We start from the raw sequence: 22575 nt of genomic DNA on the forward strand, positions 1-22575 counted from the left end.
TCCCCCCTCACCCCAACCCTCTCCCCCAAGGGGGCGAGGGGGAAAGGGAGCAGATTGGTTTTTTTTTCAAACCTGGGTTCAACTCGATATTTCAGGTTGGCGTACTTCTCATAAACACCTCGGTCAGTCCCCTCTCCCTCCGGGAGAGGGTTAGGGTGAGGGGCTCTTGGCCTTGCCGATTAACCCCACATTAACCTCTGTCTTTTTCCTGTCCAGACAAGCTGTTACTGTACGGCCCACAAAGCCCAAGCCGCCTGGATCGGATCTGACTTGAAGCGTCCCCTCCTCCTGCTCCTGATCAGCCTGGCCTTGAGCTCACCCGCAAGCGCGACGATTACCGAAAGTCACGGTTATGCGCAGTTCGGCACGCTCAAGTACCCGGCCAGATTTACCCACTTCGACTGGGTCAACCCGCAAGCGCCCAAGGGCGGTACGTTGCGGGTGATGGCGTTCGGCACCTTCGATACGGTCAATCCATACACGTTCAAGGGCACCAGCCCGGTCACCACGCCGAATTTCCTGCAGTACGGCATCAACGAGCTGAACGAGCCGCTGATGGTCGGCACCGGCCAGTATTCACCGTCCGGCGACGAGCCAGCATCGAGCTATGGCCTGATCGCGCAATCGGTGGAGTACAGCGAAGATCGCAGCTGGGTGGTGTTCAATCTGCGCCCGGAAGCGCGCTTTCACGACGGCACCCAGATCACCGCCTACGACGTGGCGTTCTCCTACCGAACACTGCTCAAGGACGGCCACCCGCTGTACCGCACCGCCCTGCAGGAAGTGTCGCGGGTCGACATCCTCAACCCGCAGCGCATTCGTTTCGTGATGAAACGCTCGGGCAATCCGTTACTGATCCTGCGCCTCGGCGAGTTGCCGGTGCTGCCGCAGCATTACTGGAAGGATCGCGACTTCAAGGCCACCACCTTCGAACCACCGCTGGGCAGCGGCCCGTACCGCATCACCTCGGTGACGCCGGGGCGGCAGCTGATTTTCGAGCGGGTCAAGGATTACTGGGGCAAGGACCTGCCGGTCAATCGCGGCAAGTACAACTTCGATCGCATGGAAGTCGAGTTCTACCGCGACAGCGACGTGGCCTTCGAAGCGTTCAAGGCCGGCGAATTCGACATCTACATCGAGCATCAGGCGAAGAACTGGGCCAACGGTTACAACTTCCCGGCGGTACGCCGTGGCGAAGTGATCAAGGCGCAGATCCCGCACCAGATCCCGACCCAGAGCCAGGGCCTGTTCATGAACACCCGACGCGCGACCTTCAGCGACGTCAAGGTGCGCGAAGCGCTGGGCCTGATGTTCGACTTCGAATGGACCAACCGCGCGCTGTTCAGCGACGCCTACCAGCGCACCACCAGCTACTACCCCAACAGCGAGTTTTCCGCGACGGGGCTGCCGGTCGGGCATGAATGGCTGATGCTCAAGCCGTACAAGGAGCAACTACCGGCCAAGCTGTTCACCGAGCCGTTCACCCTGCCGCAAACCGATGGCCGTGGCATCCCGCGAGAAACCATGCGCAAGGCGCTGGCGCTACTCGCCGAGGCCGGCTGGAAGCTCAACGGCCAGCGCCTGCAAAACACCGCAGGGCAGCCGCTGAGCTTCGAACTGCTGCTGGTCAATCCGAACCTTGAGCGGATCCTCCAGCCGTACATCGAGAACCTCAACAGCATCGGCATCGACGCGCGCCTGCGCACGGTGGATCGCGCCCAGTACAAGCAGCGTCTGGACCAGTTCGATTTCGACATGATACTGATGACCCTCAACCAGACCCTCAGCCCGGGTCTGGAGCAATGGCAGTACTTCCATTCCAGTCAGGTCGGGGTCAAGGGCAGCAAGAATTACGCCGGTATTGCCAACCCGGTGGTCGATCACCTGCTCGAACAATTGCTCGCCGCGCAAACCCGCGACGAACAGGTCGCGGCCGGCAAGGCGCTGGACCGCGTGCTGCTCTGGCAGCACTACAGCATTCCCAACTGGTACCTCAATTATCACCGACTGGCCTACCGCAACCGATTGGCCTTCGTCACCACGCCGCCCTACACCCTGGGCCTGAGCGCGTGGTGGCTGAAATCTTCGGAGAACAATAAATGACGCCCATCCGCGCCCTGCTCGTGCAGGCCAGCGGTCTGCTGTTCGCCGGGCTGGTGATTGCCGCCCCGCAACACGCCGTGACCCTGTACAACGAGCCGCCGAAATACCCGGCGGACTTCAAGCAGTTCGATTACGTGAACCCCGACGCGCCCAAGGGCGGGATCTTCCGTCAGGCCGGGTTCGGCGGCTTCGACAGCCTCAACCCGTTCATCAGCAAAGGCGTGCCGGCCGATGATGTCGGGCAGATCTACGACACCCTGACCAAGCACAGCCTCGACGAGCCGTTCACCGAGTACGGCCTGATCGCCGCGAAGATCGAGAAAGCCCCGGACAACAGCTGGGTGCGTTTCTACCTGCGCCCGGAAGCGCGCTTTCATGACGGCCATCCGGTGCGCGCCGAAGACGTGGTGTTCAGCTTCCAGACCCTGACCAAGGACGGCTCGCCGCTGTTTCGCGGCTACTACAGCGATGTCGAAGAGGCCATCGCCGAAGACCCGCTCAAGGTGCTGTTCAAGTTCAAGCACACCAACAATCGCGAGTTGCCGCTGATCCTCGGTCAGCTCCCGGTGCTGCCGAAACACTGGTGGGCCAGTCGTGATTTTTCCAAGGGCAATCTGGAGATCCCGCTGGGCAGCGGCCCGTACAAGGTCGCCGAAGTGAAAGCCGGGCGCTCGGTGCGCTATGAACGGGTCAAGGACTACTGGGGCAAGGATCTGCCGGTCAATCGCGGGTTCTACAACTTCGACGTAATGACCACCGATTACTACCGCGACAACACCGTCGCCGTCGAAGCGCTGAAGGCCGGCCAGTTCGATTACTGGCTGGAAATGACCGCGAAGAACTGGGCCAACGCTTACAACATCCCGGCGGTCACCGAAGGTCGCTTGATCAAGGAACAGATCGCCAACAGCAACCCGACCGGCATGCAGGGCTTCGTTTTCAACCTGCGCCGTCCGGTGTTTCAGGATGTGCGGGTGCGGCAGGCGCTCGGCCTGCTGTTTGATTTCGAATGGACCAACAAACAGCTGTTCAACGGTGCCTACTTCCGCACCCGCAGCTATTTCGAGAACTCGGAAATGGCCGCCACCGGCCTGCCCGACGCCGAGCAACGGGCGATCCTCGAACCGTTTCGCAGCAAACTGCCGGCCCAGGTGTTCAGCGAAGCCTTCGAGAACCCCAAGACCGACGCCAGCGGCATGATCCGCGCCCAGCAGCGCGAGGCCTATCAGCTGTTGCAGGAGGCTGGCTGGAAGATCGTCGACGACAAAATGGTCGACGCCAACGGCAAACCGGTGGTCATCGAGTTCCTTCTGGCGCAGACCGAATTCGAACGCGTGCTGCTGCCGTTCAAACGCAATCTGGCCGACCTCGGTATCGATCTGGTGATCCGCCGCGTCGACGTTTCGCAATACATCAACCGCGTGCGTTCGCGGGACTTCGACATGATGGTCGGCAGCTTTCCGCAATCCAACTCGCCGGGTAACGAGCAGCGCGAATTCTGGATGAGCGCGGCCGCCGACAAACCGAGCAGCCGCAACACCATGGGCCTGAAGGATCCGATCGTCGATCAACTGGTGGAAAACCTGATCAACGCCGACTCGCGCAGCAGCCTGGTGGCGCATGCGCGGGCGCTGGATCGAGTGCTGCAATGGGGTTACTACGTGGTCCCCAACTGGCACATCAAGACCTGGCGCGTGGCGTACTGGAACCACATCGGTCACCCGAAAGTCTCGCCCAAATACGACATCGGGATTAACACCTGGTGGGTCAAGCCCGACGCAAAACCCGCCATAGAAGTCGAAACCAAACTGCAAGCCGACCCTGTGGGCACGGAGTAATCAGATGCTGGCGTATATCTTTCGGCGACTGCTGCTGATCATCCCGACCCTGTTCGGCATCCTGCTGATCAACTTCGTGATCATCCAGGCCGCGCCCGGCGGCCCGGTGGAGCAGATGATCGCCAAGCTCGAAGGCTTCGAAGGCGCCACCAGCCGCATCGCCGGTGGCGGTGCCGAGGTCTCGGTGGCCGGCTCCGCCTATCGTGGCGCGCAAGGCCTCGACCCAGCGCTGATCAAGGAAATCGAGCACATGTACGGGTTCGACAAGTCGGCCCCGGAACGCTTGTGGATCATGGTCAAGAACTACGCGAAGCTGGATTTCGGCGACAGTTTTTTCCGCGACGCCAAGGTTATCGACCTGATCAAGGAAAAGATGCCGGTATCGATCTCGCTCGGGCTGTGGAGCACGCTGATCATGTACCTGGTGTCGATCCCGCTGGGGATCGCCAAGGCCACGCGGCACGGCAGCCATTTTGACGTGTGGACCAGTTCGGCGATCATCATCGGCTATGCGATTCCGGCGTTCCTGTTTGCGATTCTGCTGATCGTAGTGTTTGCCGGCGGCAGTTATCTGGACTGGTTCCCGCTACGCGGGCTGACCTCGAACAACTTCGATGAACTGAGCCTGGGCGGCAAGATCCTCGACTACTTCTGGCACCTCGCGCTGCCGGTGACCGCGCTGGTGATCGGCAACTTCGCGACCATGACCCTGCTGACTAAAAACAGCTTCCTCGACGAGATCAACAAGCAGTACGTGGTCACCGCCAAGGCCAAGGGCCTGACGCGCAATCGTGTGCTCTACGGCCACGTGTTCCGCAACGCCATGCTGCTGGTGATTGCCGGGTTTCCGTCGGCGTTCATCGGCATCTTCTTCACTGGCTCGTTGCTGGTGGAAGTGATTTTCTCCCTCGACGGCCTCGGTCTGATGAGTTTCGAAGCGGCGATCAACCGCGATTACCCGGTGGTGTTCGGCACCCTGTTCATCTTCACCCTGCTCGGTCTGGTGGTGAAACTGATCGGCGATCTCACCTACACCTTGGTCGATCCGCGCATCGACTTCGCCAGCCGGGAGCATTGAGATGAACCTGTCCCCTCTCAACCGCCGCCGGTTCGAACTGTTCAAGGCCAACAAGCGTGGCTGGTGGTCGCTGTGGCTGTTTCTGATCCTGTTCGGCCTGAGCCTCGGCGCCGAGCTGATCGCCAACGACAAGCCGCTGGTGGTGCATTACGACAACCACTGGTACTTCCCGGCGATCAAGCGCTACCCGGAGACCACCTTCGGCGGCGAATTCCCGCTGGAAGCCAACTACAAGAGTCCGTACATCCGCGAACTGCTCAAGGCCAAGGATGCGTGGGTGTTGTGGGCGCCGATCCCCTACAGCTACCAGAGCATCAACTACGACCTGAAAGTCCCGGCCCCGGCCCCGCCCTCGGCGGACAACCTGCTGGGCACCGACGATCAGGGCCGCGATGTGCTGGCACGGGTGATCTACGGCTTCCGCATTTCCGTGCTGTTCGCGCTGACGCTGACGGTGTTGAGTTCGATCATTGGCGTGATTGCGGGCGCTTTACAGGGCTTTTACGGCGGCTGGGTCGATCTGGCCGGGCAGCGCTTTCTGGAGATCTGGTCGGGTTTGCCGGTGCTGTACCTGCTGATCATTCTCGCCAGTTTCGTCCAGCCGAATTTCTGGTGGTTGCTGGGGATCATGCTGCTGTTTTCGTGGATGAGCCTGGTCGACGTGGTGCGCGCCGAGTTCCTGCGTGGCCGCAACCTCGAATACGTACGTGCGGCACGGGCGCTGGGCATGCAGAACGGCGCAATCATGTTCCGCCACATCCTGCCCAACGCGATGGTCTCGACCATGACCTTCATGCCGTTCATTCTTACCGGCGCCATCGGCACCCTGACCGCGCTGGATTTCCTCGGCTTCGGTTTGCCGGCCGGCAGCCCGTCGCTGGGTGAACTGGTGGCCCAGGGCAAATCCAACTTGCAAGCACCATGGCTGGGCATGAGCGCGTTCGCGGTGCTGGCGCTGATGTTGAGTTTGCTGGTGTTTATCGGCGAGTCCGCTCGCGATGCCTTCGACCCGAGGAAGTGAAATGAATCAGGACAATCTGATCGAAGTGCGCGACCTCGCCGTCGAGTTCGGCTTGAACGAGCGGCTGCACCGGGTGGTCGAGGGCGTGAGCTTCGACATCAAACGCGGCGAAACCCTGGCGCTGGTCGGCGAGTCCGGCTCGGGCAAATCGGTCACGGCGCACTCAATCCTGCGCCTGCTGCCCTACCCGCTGGCCCGCCATCCGGCCGGCAGCATCAACTATGCCGGGCAGAATCTGCTGGGGCTGAGCGAAAAGACCATCCGGCATATTCGTGGCAACCGCATCGCGATGATCTTTCAGGAGCCGATGACCTCGCTCAACCCGCTGCACTCGATCGAGAAGCAGATCAACGAGATCCTCGGCATCCACAAGGGTCTGAGCGGCAAAGTCGCGACCAAGCGCACTTTGGAGCTGCTGGAGATGGTCGGCATTCCCGAGCCGCACAAACGCCTCAAGGCCCTGCCCCACGAATTGTCCGGCGGCCAGCGCCAGCGGGTGATGATCGCCATGGCGTTGGCCAACGAGCCGGAACTGCTGATCGCCGACGAGCCGACCACCGCACTGGACGTGACCGTTCAGCTGAAAATCCTCGATTTGCTCAAGGAACTTCAGGCTCGATTGGGCATGTCGCTGCTACTGATCAGTCACGATTTGAACCTGGTGCGAAGAATTGCGCATCGCGTATGTGTCATGCAGCGCGGTTGCATCGTCGAACAGGCATCGTGCGCAGAGCTGTTCCGTTCGCCGCAGCATCCGTACACTCGGGAATTACTCGGCGCGGAGCCCAGCGGAGGCCCGGCGACCAATAAAATCGGGGCGCCGCTGCTCGAAGTCGAGAACCTCAAAGTCTGGTTCCCGATCAAGAAAGGCCTGCTCAAGCGCACCGTGGATTACGTCAAGGCAGTGGACGGCATCAATTTCAGCCTGCCTCAGGGACAGACGCTGGGGATCGTGGGGGAAAGCGGTTCCGGCAAATCCACGCTGGGTCTGGCGATTTTGCGGCTGATCGGCAGCAAAGGCGCGATTCGCTTTGAGGGCAAACAGCTAGACTGCCTGACGCAGAACGAGGTTCGCCCGTTGCGGCGGGAGATGCAGGTGGTGTTTCAGGACCCGTTCGGCAGCCTGAGCCCGCGAATGTGCGTCAGCGACATCGTTGGCGAAGGCCTGCGGATTCACAAGATGGGCACCGCGGCCGAGCAGGAAGCGGCGATTATTGCGGCATTGAAGGAGGTAGGTCTGGATCCGGAAACCCGGCACCGCTACCCTCACGAATTTTCCGGTGGGCAACGGCAACGTATCGCCATTGCCCGGGCTTTGGTGCTGAAACCGGCGCTGATCCTGCTGGACGAGCCAACTTCCGCGCTCGACCGCACGGTGCAGCGGCAAGTGGTGGAGCTGTTGCGTTCACTGCAAGCCAAGTACAACCTGACGTATTTGTTCATCAGCCATGACCTGGCTGTCGTCAAAGCGCTGAGCCACCAGCTGATGGTGGTCAAGCATGGCCAAGTGGTCGAACAGGGAGACGCGCAAGATATTTTTGCCGCCCCCAAACATCCGTATACACAGCAGTTGCTGGAAGCCGCTTTTTTGGCACCAGCCACTGCGCAATAACCTGAAAGAGGAGCAACACATGGGTTTTCTCGCCGGTAAGCGCGTACTGATCGTCGGTGTCGCCAGCAAGCTGTCCATCGCATCCGGCATCGCTGCCGCCATGCATCGCGAGGGCGCTGAGCTTGCCTTCACTTATCAGAACGACAAACTGAAAGGTCGTGTTGAGGAATTCGCTCAAGGCTGGGGTTCGAGCCCTGAGCTGTGCTTCCCGTGCGACGTGGCCAGCGATGAAGAAATCGCCAAGGTCTTCGAAGAGTTGAGCAAGAAGTGGGACGGCCTGGACTGCATCGTGCACTCCGTCGGCTTCGCCCCGGGCGACCAACTGGACGGCGACTTCACCGAAGCCACCACCCGTGAAGGTTTCCGCATCGCTCACGACATCAGCGCCTACAGCTTCGTGGCCCTGGCCAAGGCTGGCCGCGAAATGATGAAAGGCCGCAACGGCAGCCTGCTGACCCTGTCGTACCTGGGCGCCGAGCGCACCATGCCGAACTACAACGTGATGGGCATGGCCAAGGCTTCGCTGGAAGCTGGCGTGCGTTACCTGGCCGGCTCCCTGGGCCCGGACGGCACCCGCGTCAACTGCGTATCGGCCGGCCCGATCCGTACCCTGGCAGCCTCGGGCATCAAGAACTTCCGCAAGATGCTGGCCGCCAACGAAGCGCAAACCCCACTGCGCCGCAACGTCACCATCGAAGAAGTCGGCAACGCCGGCGCCTTCCTGTGCTCCGACCTGGCGTCGGGCATCAGCGGTGAAATCATGTACGTGGACGGCGGCTTCAACACCACCGCCATGGGCAACATCGAAGAGTAATCTTCGTTCTGCCGATAAAAAACCCGCCAATCGGCGGGTTTTTTTGTGCCTGCAATGTCTTGAACACCCCAAATCCCCTCTAGGAGTGAGCCTGAATTTCGTGAACAGCGGATAAACCTGTGGGAGTGGGCTTGCTCACGAAGAGGCCGGCAGATTCAACATGGATATCGCCTGACCGGACGCTTTCGCGAGCAAGCTCGCTCCCACAGGGTTCTGCGGTGTATCTGGATTTTGTGGGCAGCCGACAAACCTGTGGGAGTGGGCTTGCTCACGAAGAGGCCGGCACATTCAACATGGATATCGCCTGACCGGACGTTTTTGCGAGCAAGCCCGCTCCCACACTGTTTTTACGATGTGCCTGAATTTTGTGGGCAGCCGACAAACCTGTGGGAGTGGGCTTGCTCACGAAGAGGCTGGCACATTCAACATGGATATCGCCTGACCGGACGCTTTCGCGAGCAAGCCCGCTCCCACAATGTTTTTACGATGTGCCTGAATTTTGTGGGCAGCGGATAAACCTGTGGGAGTGGGCTTGCTCACGAAGAGGCCGGCATATTCGACATGGATATCGCCTGACCGGACGCTTTCGCGAGCAAGCCCGCTCCCACAGGGTTCTGCGGTGTATCTGGATTTTGTGAGCAGCCGATAAACCTGTGGGAGTGAGCTTGCTCACGAAGAGGCCGGCACATTCGACATGGATATCGCCTGAGCGGACGCTTTCGCGAGCAAGCCCGCTCCCACACTGTTTTTACGATATGCCTGAATTTTGTGAGCACCCGATAAACCTGTGGGAGTGAGCTTGCTCACGAAGAGGCCGGCACATTCAACATGGATATCGCCTGACCGGACGCTTTCGCGAGCTAGCCCGCTCCCACACTGTTTTGCAATGCGCCTGAACTTTGTGGGCAGCGGATAAACCTGTGGGAGTGAGCTTGCTCACGAAGAGGCCGGCACATTCGACATGGATATCGCCTGACCGGACGCTTTCGCGAGCAAGCCCGCTCCCACAGGGTTCTGCGGTGTATCTGGATTTTGTGAGCAGCCGATAAACCTGTGGGAGTGGGCTTGCTCACGAAGAGGCCGGCACATTCGACATGGATATCGCCTGACCGGACGCTTTCGCGAGCAAGCCCGCTCCCACAGGGTTCTGCGGTGTATCTGGATTTCGTGGGCAGCCGATAAGCCTGTGGGAGCTGGCTTGCCAGCGATGAGGCCCGAATCAGCGCCGTTTCAACGCCTGCTTGTGCGCATACATCGCCTCGTCGGCATCGGCCAGCAGTCGATCTACCGTTTCATGGCGTTGCGGATCGTATTCGATCTGGCCGACGCTGAAGCGAATCTCGTAGCCGCGCTGCAACATCGCATTGCGCTCGTCGAGGATTTCCTTGAGCCGGGCCATGATCGCTGTGGTTTCGACGTGACTGGAGCCGGTCAGCAGCGCCACGAACTCGTCACCGCCCAGGCGCCCGACCACGTCGCTCTCGCGAAAAGCGATGCGCAGCACATCGGCAAAGGTCTTCAGCGCACTGTCGCCCTCAGCATGGCCGTAACGATCATTGATCTGTTTGAAGTCATTGAGATCGAAAAACAGCAGCGTCGCCGGTTTGTCCCGGTGTTTGCAGGCGTCCAGCGCATGCTGGGCCAGGGTCTTGAAGCCGCGGCGGTTGGACAGCAGCGTCAGCTCGTCCATGCTTGCCATCTGCACCGCCATCAACTCTTGCTCGGCCATGCCGGCGAGATCGCGCAACAGGGCACGCTCCTCGTCGTCGAGTTCACGCGGCTTGATGTCGATCAGGCACAACGTGCCCATTTTGTTGCCGTTGGGCACGGTCAGCGGGTAGCCCGCGTAGAAACGAATCTTCGGCTCGCCGGTGACCAGCGGATTGTCATGAAAGCGCTTGTCCTGCTTGGCATCAGGCACCAGCAGCAATTCGTCCTGAAGAATCGCGTGCCCACAGAACGACACATCACGCGGGGTTTCGTTGACCTCGAGCCCGACGCACGACTTGAACCATTGCCGATCCTTGTCCACCAGCGTCACCAGCGCAATCGGCACGTTGAACAGGCGTTTGGCCAGCCGCGTGAGCCGGTCAAAACGCTCCTCCGGCGCCGAATCAAGAACCTTCAAGCCGTGCAACGCTTGAATTCGGGTGGCTTCATTGGCGGGTTTGATCGGGGCCAGCATCACGCACTCCATCAGGGTCAATGACCGTTAGAGTAGCTTGATTCGCCAGCGACTCACACACTCAACCGCCCGCCACCGGACATGGCCCGCCAGCATCGGCCCAAAGCTTGAACTGGGCCACAAAAATGTCATGCGGCACCGGCACCGGTGCGCGCCCTGCTCCGGGGTTCCAGCCCCACAACACCAGTTTGTCGTCGCTGACATGTTTGATCAGCGCGGTGAAATCACGGTCGCCATTGCTCGAACGGTCCTTGATCATTGCGCACAACTTGTCGGGTGGCAGGCCGATCCACGCCATCTTGTGCGCCGCCGGAGGCAAGCTCCAGTGCGGCGCTCCCGGAGGTGCATGCAGGCCATAATTGGCCGGCGGATTGGTCTCGCCGTGGCAGGTGGCGCAAGGCAAACCGGCAGCGCCCTTGCCGTCCATACCGCGCACCACATTCATCGCGTGCGGGGTTCCGGCGTCGAACTGCAGCGGCGAGTCGCCAGGGATGTGGCAGTTCTGGCAGCGCGGGCTCTGGAACACCTTCTGCACCGTGCCGAACGCCTTGAGCGCCTCCTGATCATCGGCAAACAGGTCCGAGGCGTAGCCGCCCAGCCCCAGCAATATCACCGTGCCCAACAGCAGATGTCGTTTCATCTCACACCCCCGACAGTTGCAGCGGCAGTTCACGCAAGCGCTGCCCGGTCAGCGCATACACGGCATTGGCCACCGCCGGCGCTGTGGGCGGAACCCCGGCCTCACCGATACCGCCGGGTTTGTCGCTGCTGGGCACGATATGCACCTCGACCAGCGGCATCTCGTTGAGCCGCAGCACTTGATAGTCGTGATAATTGGATTGCACCACCGCGCCATCCTTGAGCGTCAGTTTGCTGTGCAGCGCCATGCCCAGGCCAAAGGTGATGCACGATTCCATCTGCGCCGCGATGCTCTGCGGGTTGACCGCTATCCCGCAATCCACCGCACACACCACGCGGTGCACGCGAATCGCCAGATTGTCCTGCGAGACCTCGGCCACCTGCGCCACATAACTGCCGAACGACTCGTGTACCGCCACGCCCAATGCATGCCCGTCAGGCAACGGCGCTGTCCAGTTGGCCTTCTCCACCGCCAGATTCAGCACCCCGAGATGCCGCGCATGGTCCTTGAGCAAGGTGCGTCGATATTCGATCGGGTCCTTGCCCGCCGCCGTGGCCATCTCATCGATCAGCGACTCCATGACGAACGCGGTGTGGCTGTGCCCCACCGAACGCAGCCACAGCACATTGATTCCGGTCTGCGGCGAATGCAGCTCGACCTGTTGATGGGCCAGGCCCTTGATATACGGGCTGTCGGCCACACCTTCGACCGAAGTCGCGTCGATGCCGTTCTTGACCATGGTCTGTTCGAGCATGGTGCCGGCCATGATCGACTGGCCGACCAGCACATGCTGCCAGCTCAGCGGCATGCCCTGCCCGTCCAGGCCTATGCGTGCCTGATGCAGGAACATCGAGCGGTAATACCCGCCGCGAATGTCATCTTCGCGGGACCACACGGTTTTCACCGGCAGCCCCGCGGCTTTCGCCACTTGCACCGCTTCGGCGACGAAGTCCGAGGTCGGATTGGCCCGCCGCCCGAATCCGCCGCCAAGAAATTCGGTGTGAATTTCCACCTGTTCCGGTTTGAGTCCGGTGATCTTGCCGGCGACCATCTGATCGAGGGTCTGGAATTGCGTGCCGGTCCAGATCTCGCACTTTTCGGCGCTGATCTTCACTGTGCAGTTCAGCGGTTCCATCGGTGCGTGCGCCAGATACGGCACGCTGTATTCGACGTCGATTTTCTTCGCCGCCTTGTCGAAGTTGCCTTTCGGATCCCCAGCCTGGCTGGCGGAAGTGCCCGGTGTCGCTGCCAGTTTGCGGAAACTGTCGAGCAGGCCCTGGCTGCTCAGGTCAGCGTGCGGCCCGAGATCCCAATCGACCTTCAGCGCATCGCGACCAAGTTTCGCCGCCCAGTAATGATCGGCAATCACCGCCACACCGGTCGGCACCTGTACCACTTTGTGCACACCGGGCACCGCCAGTGCCTCGGCGCCCTCGAAGGATTTGACCGTGGCACCGAACACCGGCGCACGGGCGACCATCGCGGTCATCAAGCCCTCGAATTGCACGTCCATGCCGAACTTGGCGCGGCCGGTGATTTTCTCCGGGGTATCGAGGCGTTTGGTCGGTTTGCCGATGACTTTCCAGTCCTTGGCCTCCTTGAAGGTGATCGACTTTGGATCCGGCACTGGCAGTTGCCCGGCGGCGTCCGCCAGTTCGCCGTACGTCGCGCGTTTATCGCCGGCGATCACTACGCCGGACTCGGTGCGAATCGTCGACGCAGCGACGTTGAAGCGCTTGGCCGCCGCTTCCACCAGCATCTGCCGCGCCGTGGCCCCGGCGAGCCGGTAGCGGTCGAATTCCATCCAGGTCGAGGTCGAGCCGCCAGTAATCTGCATCCCGCCAAACGCGGGCATGCCGTAATTGGCCGCCGAGGCCGGCGAGTGCTCGACGCGGATCGTCGACCAGTCGGCGTCCAGTTCTTCGGCGATCAGCATGGTCAGGCCGGTCCAGATGCCCTGGCCCATTTCAGAATGCCCGAGCAACACAGTCACGCTGTTGTCGGCGGCAATGCGCAAAAACGCATTCGGCGCGAAGACCTTGCCTTCATTCTCCGCCGCCAGAGCAAAACGATGGGCACCGGGGACGACAAACGCCACCACCAGACCGCCACCCAGCACGGCACTGCCCTTGAGAAATCCGCGACGCGATACAGGACTGTTCATCGTCTATCTCCCAATCAGCCGATCTCGGCCGCACGTTTCACAGCCGCGCGGATTCGCGGATAGGTACCGCAGCGGCAAATATTGCCGGAGAGCGCCTGATCGATATCGCTGTCGGTGGGCTTGGGGATTTTCGCCAGCAGCGCGGCGGCAGACATGATCTGCCCGGACTGGCAGTAACCGCACTGCACCACATCAAGTTCGGCCCAGGCCTGCTGCACCGGGTGCGAGCCATCGGTCGAAAGGCCTTCGATGGTGAGAATTTTCTGCCCGTTGGCCACGGCGGTGGCGGGCGTGATACAGGCACGCAATGGTGCGCCATCGACGTGTACGGTGCAGGCGCCGCACTGGGCCATGCCACAGCCGAATTTGGTACCGGTCAGGTGCGCAACGTCACGCAGGACCCAGAGCAACGGCATGTCGGCCGGCACATCGAGCTCCTGATCCTTGCCATTGATATTCAAGGTCAGCATCGGGGATTTTCCTCAGACTCACGGTGTTCTGAAGGGGCGTCGCTACGGCCATCGAAGCCTGTGCGCGCCTCGGCTTATCCCTTTCAGCAAAGCCTAATTTGCGCGTGAAGCCAGACGTTGCGACCACCGGTCATGCCAGTCCCTGAAAATGTCGACTTTAATCCTACCGCTGATAACGGCTCTCACCCGAGCCACCACGATCGATCTGCGACTGGCGCGCGGGTTACCCATCACATTGGTCAGGAGTAGCGAACATGGGATTTGTCACCACCAAAGACGGCGTCGATATTTTCTACAAGGACTGGGGCCCGAAGGACGCCCCGGTGATCCACTTCCACCACGGCTGGCCGCTCAGCTCGGACGACTGGGATGCGCAGATGCTGTTCTTTCTGGCCCAGGGCTTTCGGGTGATTGCTCACGACCGTCGAGGCCATGGACGGTCGAGCCAGGTCTGGGATGGCCACGACATGGACCATTACGCCGACGATGCGCTGGCGGTGGTTCAGCACCTGGGGGTGAAGAACGTGGTGCATGTCGGCCACTCCACCGGCGGCGGCGAGGTCATCCACTACATCGCCCGTCATGGTCAGGACAACGTCGCCAAAGGCGTGTTGATCAGCGCGGTGCCACCGTTGATGGTGCAGACCGAAAGCAATCCGGGTGGCTTGCCGAAATCGGTGTTCGACGATTTTCAGGCGCAACTGGCGGCCAATCGTGCGCAGTTCTATCGCGACATTCCCACTGGCCCGTTCTACGGCTACAACCGCCCGGGCGCCAAGCCTTCCGAGGGGATCATCGGCAACTGGTGGCGTCAGGGCATGATCGGCGGCGCCAAGGCACATTACGACGGGATCGTCGCCTTCTCCCAGACCGATTTCACCGAAGACCTGAAGAAGGTCACCGTGCCAGTGCTGGTGATGCACGGCGAGGATGATCAGATCGTGCCGTATGCGAACTCGGGGCCTTTGTCGGCGAAACTGCTGCCAAATGGCACGCTGAAATCGTATCCGGGGTTTCCGCACGGGATGCCGACGACTGAGGCGGCGACGATCAATGCCGATTTGCTGGCGTTTATTCGCGGTTGAGATAACCGAAGTCAGCTGACTCCCCTGTAGGAACGGGCTTGCTCGCGAAGGCTATCTGTCTGTCGATATCAGGTTGACTGAATCACCGCTTTCGCGAGCAAGCTCGCTCCCACCAAGGTCGGTGGTGCAAACAATTCTATCTATCCAACATAAATCCTGTGGGAGCGGGCTTGCTCGCGAAGGCAATCGGTCTGTCGATATCGAGTTGGCTGAACCACCGCTTTCGCGAGCAAGCCCGCTCCCACCAGGGGACTCGGGCTTGCCCGGACTTTTTGCTATTCCTCGGTGCGCCCCGTGCGTTCGCGATCACGTTCGTAGTGGTGCGCAAGTGGCAGCGCCGGCAACCATGACTCGCGCCGTACAGTCCACAGTTCATAAGTCGGCTTGAGCTGGTTCGGCGCGTCCAGCGAGCCGACATTCACTTCAATTTCATCACCCGAACGCGCCAGTACCGGCGAACCACAGCGCGGACAGAACACTCGCCCTTGATACTCGCCGGTCTTGCCGCTGACGGTCACCGCATTCTCGGGAAATATCGCCGAGGCATGAAACAACGCGCCGTGGTGTTTGCGGCAATCGAGGCAGTGGCAGATGCCGACGCGGTAAGGTTGGCCCGATGCTTCGAAACGCACATCGCCGCACAGGCAGCCGCCAGTTAATGAGTTCATGGTGTCTATCCTCTGCCAGACTCTGTTCAGCCTTTGAACATAGCAGCCAACAAGCGAACGCCCACAATCGGCCTTTACCGGAGACCGCTCCATGCCCTCCCCTGAATCCATCTTGTTACAGAGCTGGCACACCAACGCTGATGCCTGGATCGACGCGATCCGCAGCGGTGCCATCGAAAGCCGTCAGCAGGTCACCGATCAGGCGATCCTGCTGGCGATCATGGGCCGCCAACCGGGACGCGTGCTGGATCTGGGTTGCGGCGAAGGCTGGATGTTGCGGGCGATGGCGGATCGCGGTATCGATTCGGCGGGCGTCGATGGCGATGCGACCTTGATAGAAGCTGCACGCGAGGCCGGTTCGGCCAAGCTGCATGTTGCCAGTTATGCGGCATTGGTCGACGCCGAAATTGATATTGGCCGTGACTACGATTTGATCTGCGCCAACTTCTCGCTGCTGCATCAGGACATCATTCCATTGCTCGCCGCAATGCATGCGTTGCTGGTTCCGGGCGGCGCCATGATCATTCAGACCCTGCATCCGTGGGCCGTGGCGGCGGGCAATTATCAGGATGGCTGGCGTGAAGAGTCCTTCGCCGGATTCAAGGGCCAGTGGCAGCCGATGCCATGGTATTTCCGCACGCTGTCGAGCTGGTGCAACGCGCTGGACATGGCCGGGTTTCACCTGGTCAGCCTGCAAGAGCCGCAGCATCCGCAAAGCCCGGTGCCGCAGTCGCTGTTGCTGATCGCCGAACGGCGCTGACCGGGGCGACTCGAACCCCTTGTGGGAGCGAGCTTGCTCGCGAATGCGGAGTGTCTGACAGGCTCGTTGCCGCATGTGCCGACGCTTTCGCGAGCAGGCTCACTCCTACAGGGTTTGTCAGCAAGCGCCGCACTTGTCGATCTACGGCACCGCCATTCGACCAAGGACTGACTACGCTGTAAATCCTGCGTGTCTAACCTGCCGAGGATGACTGCCATGCAACGCTTTCAAAAACTCACACCGTGCCTGTGGTTCGATGATCAGGCCGAAGCCGCCGCGAAGTTCTATTGCTCGATCTTCGATCATTCGAAAATCACCGGCCTGACCCACTACAGCAAGGTTGGCCAGGAATTTCACGGCAAGCCGGAAGGCGCGGTGATGACCGTCAGTTTCGAACTCGACGGCCAGACCTTCACCGGCCTCAACGGCGGGCCGATGTTCAAGTTCAGTGAGGCCATTTCGTTTCAGGTCAATTGCCAGAATCAGGAAGAGGTCGACCACTTCTGGGGCAACCTGTCGGCAGGCGGCCCGGTCGAGGCCCAGCAATGCGGCTGGCTCAAGGACAAGTTCGGGGTGTCGTGGCAGATCGTGCCGGTGGCGTTCATGCACATGATGCTGGACCCCGACACCAGCAAGTCGCAACGGGCAATGCAGGCCATGTTCAAGATGAAAAAACTCGACATCGCCGAACTGGAGCGGGCCTTCGCCGGCCAGAGCTAATACACTCCGGTGTCTGGCCCGCCGGGAACCATAACGATGAAACACGCTGCCGCCAAAAATCCTGAAAAAGCCCCTCGCTTCTGGCGCGACGATGCCCTGCCCTTCATCGAAGCGCGGGCCATCGCCGATGGCCGTGAGGTCTGCTACTCGCGTCATTCCCATGCGCATTTTTCGATCGGTGCGATCACCGCCGGACGGAGCATTTATGTGCATGAGCAATCGACGTTCGAAGTCGCCGCCGGCACCGTGGTGCTGATGAATCCCGGCGACGTGCATGCCTGCAATCCGATCGATGATCAGCCGTGGTCGTACTTGATGTTGTATGTCGAGACGCCGTGGCTGACGGATTTGCAGCATCAACTGGAGTTCAGTGCGGAGCAGGAGTTTCGGCGGTTTTCCACTACTCATCTGGATGACCCGCGACTGTTTCGTGACCTGCAAGGGCTTTACGCCACCCTTGTCGACGAGCAGCAGGACGTACTGCGCAAACACAGCGCAGCGGTGGAGTTTTTCAGCGATCTGCAACTTCGCCTGAACCCGGCTGAACCACCGTTGCGCGAACCGAATTTCAAGCTCGAACGCGCCGCCGACTTCATTCGCGAACACTGCACTGACCTGCTCAGCCTGGAGGACATCTGCACGGCGGCGCAGTTGTCACCGTCGTATCTGATCCGTACGTTCAAGCAGCATTACGGCATGACTCCGCACGCGTTTGTGGTCAACCAGCGCATCCAGTTCGCCCGCGAACGTCTGCGCAGCGGCCAGTTGATTGCTGATGTCGCACTGGAGGCAGGATTTGCCGATCAGGCGCATTTTCAGCGCGCATTCAAACAGCATCTGGCGGCGACTCCCGGCCAATATCGCGGCTGATCCTGGCGCCGGGCTCACGGCAACAGCAGATAACCCGCGCTCGCCGCCAGCAACAAGGCCATCAACCGATTGAACAGGCGCATCCCCTTCGGATTGCCCAGATACCCACGCAGAAACGTCCCGGCATAGACCCAGCAACCGACCGACAGATAACAGATCACCAGATACACCGCGGCGAACTGCCAGACCAGCCGTGCCTCGCCATCGGCGACAAACGCGCCCATCCCTGCCACACACGCCAGCCAGGCTTTCGGGTTGAGCCATTGCATCACCGCGCCGTACAACATCGACGGCGCCCGACCCGCCTCGCCGGCATGCAACTGGCCATCATCGGCAGCCAGTTTCCAGGCCATGAACAACAGAAACGCCACCCCGGCCAATTGCACCACCCGGGTCAGAAATGGCCACAGTTTCAGGACCTCATGCAGCCCCAGGCCCATCAGCACCAGCAACAGCACAAAACCCAGCGTCGCTCCTGCCACGTGCCGCTGACTGGCCCGAAAGCCGAACTGCGCACCGGAACTCAGCGCCACTATATTCACCGGCCCCGGGGTTATGGACGCCACCAGCGCAAACGCCGCCATCGACACAATCAGACTCATTACGCACCTGCTGCAGAGTGGGGAGAAAGAGACTCAGGCTAACTAAGGCACGGCCTGCTGTATTGAACAAAATTGCCCTCGTATCGACCGACACGAAACATACGTTGAAACCAATACTGCAAAACAAACCCTGGTTGCGCCGATATAGTCGCCACGCGAAAACAAATCTTCGCGGCACCCGTTATTGACCCACTTATAAAGCCACGGAAGGACTGACACCCAATGACGACTTTAACCAATCTTTTTCCCCCTGCCCCCTTATCAAGTGAGCAAGTTGAGCGACGTGATATTGCGCAGACAATGAGAGCCATGCTCGGAAAGTGGGAAAAGGCCAAGGCCAGCGACAACTATGCCTACCCCACCAACCGTGTTAATAACAAACAACTGTGCATATCGACTCTTGAGGGAAGTCTATTCAATCAAGCGCATTTTTCGGCACACATCGTCCTGCGCCAACTGGTACGTCAGCCACAATTCGTTGCAATCGTCGATACGTTAAAAATCAATGATGACAACTGGACACTGGTCAATAAAAAGGGCGAAATCTTTCAAGTCCATGAAATCGAAACAACTGTCGGGACGTTTATCGAGCGCATTGATATCACCCAGCAGATCAACGAGATTGATTCGTTGAAAGCCGACCTGCAACTGCTGGCCAGCAGTGCAGTCATGACAGGCGGCATCGTGTCTTCAAGCGACCGTCTGCCCTTGCTCAACTGGCTGCAGTTCCAGCAACTGAACCTGCCCGAGACCGCAGATCAGTTGCAAAACCTGATTGCCTGGCTCGAACTGACGTTGCCGCTGCCGCCCACGCATGGCAACTACTGGGGGATATCGAACGAAACCGGCGCAACAGAGCTGTGCATCGACGAAGATCAGCAATCGGCTATCTACCAGGTCATCCATAAGTTGATGGACAAGGGCGAGCCGCGCACGGAACCGCTGATCAATTATCTGGCGGCTGCACTGCTCAAGAAAGAGACGCCGACAGCCCTGCGCGAATACCCGCGTCGCGCCTGGACACTGCTGATCGAGACCGAAGAAGCCAGAGCTTTCGTCCAGTCCTGCCTTGAAGCGTTGAATGGACCGTCCATGGCCAATGCGACTGTGCTGAGCACAGCGCAGCGCAGTCGCCTGCTGGTCGCAGCGGTCATGCTGGATTTGTCGTTGGGTCGCGAAGACAAGAACCAGAACTTCATCGAGCAGAATATCTATAACCCAGGTTACGTGCAGGCTACCTCCCATGAGGTCAACCTGGCACTGGAACAGGCACTCGGACGCCGACGTATCAAGGAATATGCAGTTCCCATGACGCTGGAACTGATCCTCGCCGGACTTGCACCTGAGTTCCTGGTCAGGACACCCGCAACTCTGCAGATCGGCACGCCTGGTTGGGTAATTCTGCGCAAATCGGTAAGTCTGGCCGAGAGCGTCGCGCCGGGCCTGTCCAGTCAGATGTCCTATGACAAGTTGCTTGAATTGGGCGCGATTTTGCCCACCAGTGCGCAACAGCAGACCCTGCATGACTGGGCAAACCTGCAAGGCATCATGGACTGGTCGATGCTGAATGGCCTGGAACCGGAAAATGCCAATGAACTGCCAACCCAGGAACTGTTCAAGCAGGCAGCCAGCCAATACAACGCCCACCTCGACGCGATCAGCGCCGCACTGACAACGCTCGCCACCCCACCGGTCAGTCGGCGCAAGCTGGCGAAAGCCGAGCTGTACGACATTGATTGCGATCCGACGACAGAAATATCGTTGCCGGTCGAATACGGATTCAAACGCAACTATCATTCCGTACTTGATGTTTATATGACGCGCAACCTGTTGTTCAAAAAGGACTATGACAGGCAATCCGGCACAAGTATCTACAAGGCACATCCGGATCTGCTGAGACTCGAACCAATCAATGACCTTTACAAGGCAAAAGTAAAAGAATACTTCAAGCAATACAAAGCGGCCATCAACACCACTATGCGCCTGACACTTTCACGACTGCCACAGGAAGAACGGATGGCACTTGAATTTGGCAAGGCAGCCATATTCATCGTTCGCGAATTCTCCATACAAACCCCGATAAACAGCAGCTTTGTGCCTTTTGATCCACGTAAAACAGCGCGCTTCGGCACCCTGCTGTTTTGCAAGTATGGATTGCAGTTTTACTGTTTTGAGATATTCCCCCTGCAAGGCATTTGCCGCAATAATCCGGCTCTTGCTGAGGCCTACGTCCGCGGCCAGACACTCGATGAGATCGGATGGTTTACCGAAGGGCCGAACGGCGACAACGACTTCAAGTCGCTGACGTATCTTCATACGCGAATCGAAAAAACCGCCTACTTCGAAGGCCAGGCCCCCTTGGGCGAGGAGCTGCGAGACAGGCCGGGCATCATTCTCGAACGCTTTGCCGAATTCGATGAGCCTGACGACGCGCTACCCTTTACGCGTAGCCCTATGCACAGTTTCAACTCGGAACGTTTCAACAAGATCGGCGAAATCATTGCCGAACATAATCCGCCGACCCATTACGATCAGTTTTATGCAATCAGTTACGACAAAACCGCCCTGGAGAAGAATCTTGATGACTGGGACAACATCACCGAAACCATTCTCGACGTCGTCATCCCGTTCCGCCAATGCATCAGGGGCCTGTCCTCCAGTGACCCGGATCTTCGCAGCGGCGCCATATTCAGTTGTGTGATGGACCTGACCGCGATCCTCTTCGTCTTTGCCGGAGCCCTGGGGCCGTTCGGCAAGGCGCTGGGCAGCAGTACAAGACTGTTAAGCCTGAGCAAGGTCGGCGCAAGCGTAGCGCTGTCGGTGTTCAATCCGCTCGATGGCGTTCCGAAGCTGGTTTACGGTGGCGCCAGACTGGTCGGCAAAGGCGTGATGAAACTCAGCCATTTCGGCCATACCGTCATCCGGGCCGGAGCCGGACAACTCCGAGCGCTGAGCAGTACCAGCAGCGGCTCGTACGATCTGGTCAAGGCACTGAGCAAGACCGGGGTTGCAGCAGAGATTCGCATGACGTTGCCGACGCTGGCGCATGCCAGAGCGTTGTTCAAGGATGACACCATCGAGAGCACAAGCCAGATCCTGACTCGCATGACTGACAAGACCATTGCGCTCCCCAAGGATGTCAGCGCGTTTGAGCTGGATCACCTTTTCCGGAATTCGATTCTCGATACCACACGCAAACTGCAATCAGCTCAAGAGCTTGAGAAACTGATTGGCAAGACGGCTGTGGAAGATCTGCTAAAAACCTTCATGTCCAAAAATGCGTTCGACTACAGCTCTACTCGTACACTAGCCAATGCATATGCAACCTCGCTGGCAACGCTCACCGAGGTCGAAGTCCGCAAAGCTAACTACATCAAAAATTATCAGCAGAATCTGCTGAAACAGGACTTGGGCGCCGCCCCTTACAATGGGATATTGGATGAGTCGCGATACAACATACGAGGCCTCAGCGATAATGCCGAGCGAGCCGGCGCATGGATTGTTTATGCATCGAACTCGCAAGGTAACAACTTTGACAGCATCGTCGCGGCACTGCGCGAATACGCGGCCAGCAGTAAATCGCTGACCGATCCTGCGGTCATAGCGCAGTTACATCTTAGGATCGCGCCCGCCACCGCCGACGTCGTTCGCGTGGGCTTGAATGAGGCGAAATATGTTAGCGACATCAGCGGCTTCGCGTTGATGCAGGATCATCTGAAAATACTGAACCCCGCTCATGAACACTTCGGCAAGCAACTGCTCGGTGCGGTTGTGGGTTTCCATGCGTTCGGTGACGGCAATGGCCGCACAGGCCGTGCGTTGTTCGCAATCAGCGAGCTACGACGCAACCGTTTCAACCCGCTTTCGAAAGAAGCATTCAGCGCAATTCATGGCGTCGATGGAACACTGGCAAGCCTTTAACTGCGAGTAGCAGCAGCCCGGCGG

At 59.6% G+C, this 22575-nt stretch carries 17 protein-coding genes and 1 pseudogene; 11 read left to right on the forward strand and 7 right to left on the reverse strand.

The features are described 5' to 3' along the window. Positions 1-270 precede the first annotated feature (270 nt). From M0808_RS14530 to fabI, 6 genes are read left to right on the forward strand one after another with little or no spacing between them, the layout of a single operon-like run. Positions 271-2103, forward strand: coding sequence for an extracellular solute-binding protein (locus tag M0808_RS14530; RefSeq protein ID WP_097087921.1), 1833 nt, complete (start codon positions 271-273; stop codon positions 2101-2103). Continuing rightward, on the forward strand, positions 2100-3941 hold the full coding sequence (locus M0808_RS14535) for an extracellular solute-binding protein (protein WP_247841646.1): 1842 nt from the start codon (positions 2100-2102) through the stop codon (positions 3939-3941). Before M0808_RS14530 ends, M0808_RS14535 begins: the two co-directional genes overlap by 4 nt. Before the next feature lie 4 nt (positions 3942-3945). After that, positions 3946-5019 (forward strand): microcin C ABC transporter permease YejB, encoded by a 1074-nt coding sequence (locus M0808_RS14540; RefSeq protein ID WP_003224148.1) that lies wholly within the window; start codon positions 3946-3948, stop codon positions 5017-5019. Position 5020: 1 nt separating this feature from the next. Then, complete coding sequence (locus M0808_RS14545; protein ID WP_007965317.1) at positions 5021-6040, forward strand: ABC transporter permease; 1020 nt, start codon at positions 5021-5023, stop codon at positions 6038-6040. A gap of 1 nt (position 6041) precedes the next feature. Further along, positions 6042-7652, forward strand: coding sequence for an ABC transporter ATP-binding protein (locus M0808_RS14550; protein ID WP_247841648.1), 1611 nt, complete (start codon positions 6042-6044; stop codon positions 7650-7652). 19 nt (positions 7653-7671) lie between these two features. Continuing rightward, the gene (fabI, locus tag M0808_RS14555; RefSeq protein WP_003202751.1) at positions 7672-8466 is read left to right on the forward strand and encodes an enoyl-ACP reductase FabI; all 795 of its coding nucleotides are present in this window, start codon (positions 7672-7674) and stop codon (positions 8464-8466) included. Between the two features lie 1219 nt (positions 8467-9685). Here the strand turns inward: fabI and M0808_RS14560 are convergent. The 4 genes from M0808_RS14560 to M0808_RS14575 form a co-directional block, all read right to left on the reverse strand. Further along, complete coding sequence (locus tag M0808_RS14560) at positions 9686-10651, reverse strand: sensor domain-containing diguanylate cyclase (protein ID WP_225138661.1); 966 nt, start codon at positions 10649-10651, stop codon at positions 9686-9688. A gap of 61 nt (positions 10652-10712) precedes the next feature. Beyond that, entirely contained in the window at positions 10713-11291 is a 579-nt protein-coding gene (locus tag M0808_RS14565; RefSeq protein WP_247841650.1) for a hypothetical protein, read from the reverse strand. A gap of 1 nt (position 11292) precedes the next feature. Continuing rightward, on the reverse strand, positions 11293-13455 hold the full coding sequence (locus tag M0808_RS14570) for a xanthine dehydrogenase family protein molybdopterin-binding subunit (RefSeq protein ID WP_247841652.1): 2163 nt from the start codon (positions 13453-13455) through the stop codon (positions 11293-11295). A 14-nt stretch (positions 13456-13469) separates the two neighbouring features. Next, positions 13470-13925 (reverse strand): (2Fe-2S)-binding protein, encoded by a 456-nt coding sequence (locus tag M0808_RS14575; protein WP_025111491.1) that lies wholly within the window; start codon positions 13923-13925, stop codon positions 13470-13472. A 254-nt stretch (positions 13926-14179) separates the two neighbouring features. Here M0808_RS14575 and M0808_RS14580 point away from each other — a divergent pair, with 254 nt between their 5' ends. Then, on the forward strand, positions 14180-15010 hold the full coding sequence (locus tag M0808_RS14580) for an alpha/beta hydrolase (protein ID WP_247841654.1): 831 nt from the start codon (positions 14180-14182) through the stop codon (positions 15008-15010). Between the two features lie 275 nt (positions 15011-15285). Here M0808_RS14580 and M0808_RS14585 read toward each other — a convergent pair whose 3' ends face one another. Next, a complete protein-coding gene (locus tag M0808_RS14585) occupies positions 15286-15678 on the reverse strand; it encodes a GFA family protein (RefSeq protein ID WP_098968272.1) in 393 nt (130 codons plus the stop codon). A gap of 91 nt (positions 15679-15769) precedes the next feature. Here M0808_RS14585 and M0808_RS14590 point away from each other — a divergent pair, with 91 nt between their 5' ends. Further along, a complete protein-coding gene (locus tag M0808_RS14590; RefSeq protein WP_247841656.1) occupies positions 15770-16438 on the forward strand; it encodes a class I SAM-dependent methyltransferase in 669 nt (222 codons plus the stop codon). A gap of 19 nt (positions 16439-16457) precedes the next feature. On the opposite strand, the pseudogene M0808_RS28575 reads toward M0808_RS14590, so the two are convergent. Beyond that, positions 16458-16571: pseudogene (locus M0808_RS28575) on the reverse strand (metal ABC transporter ATP-binding protein); the annotation flags it as partial. Between the two features lie 83 nt (positions 16572-16654). Between M0808_RS28575 and M0808_RS14600 the strand changes: the two are divergent. Both M0808_RS14600 and M0808_RS14605 read left to right on the forward strand, forming a co-directional pair. Then, the gene (locus tag M0808_RS14600; RefSeq protein WP_096795948.1) at positions 16655-17158 is read left to right on the forward strand and encodes a VOC family protein; all 504 of its coding nucleotides are present in this window, start codon (positions 16655-16657) and stop codon (positions 17156-17158) included. Positions 17159-17194: 36 nt separating this feature from the next. After that, entirely contained in the window at positions 17195-18028 is an 834-nt protein-coding gene (locus tag M0808_RS14605) for an AraC family transcriptional regulator (protein ID WP_247841657.1), read from the forward strand. Between the two features lie 14 nt (positions 18029-18042). On the opposite strand, the gene M0808_RS14610 is transcribed toward M0808_RS14605, so the two are convergent. Further along, positions 18043-18630, reverse strand: a complete 588-nt coding sequence (locus M0808_RS14610) for a LysE family translocator (protein WP_095139638.1) — start codon at positions 18628-18630, stop codon at positions 18043-18045. Between the two features lie 222 nt (positions 18631-18852). Here M0808_RS14610 and M0808_RS14615 point away from each other — a divergent pair, with 222 nt between their 5' ends. Next, complete coding sequence (locus M0808_RS14615; protein ID WP_247841658.1) at positions 18853-22551, forward strand: hypothetical protein; 3699 nt, start codon at positions 18853-18855, stop codon at positions 22549-22551. Positions 22552-22575: the final 24 nt, after the last annotated feature.

This window comes from Pseudomonas sp. MWU12-3103b (assembly GCF_023100615.1).
In the GTDB taxonomy this organism is placed as follows: Bacteria; Pseudomonadota; Gammaproteobacteria; order Pseudomonadales; family Pseudomonadaceae; genus Aquipseudomonas; species Aquipseudomonas putida_A.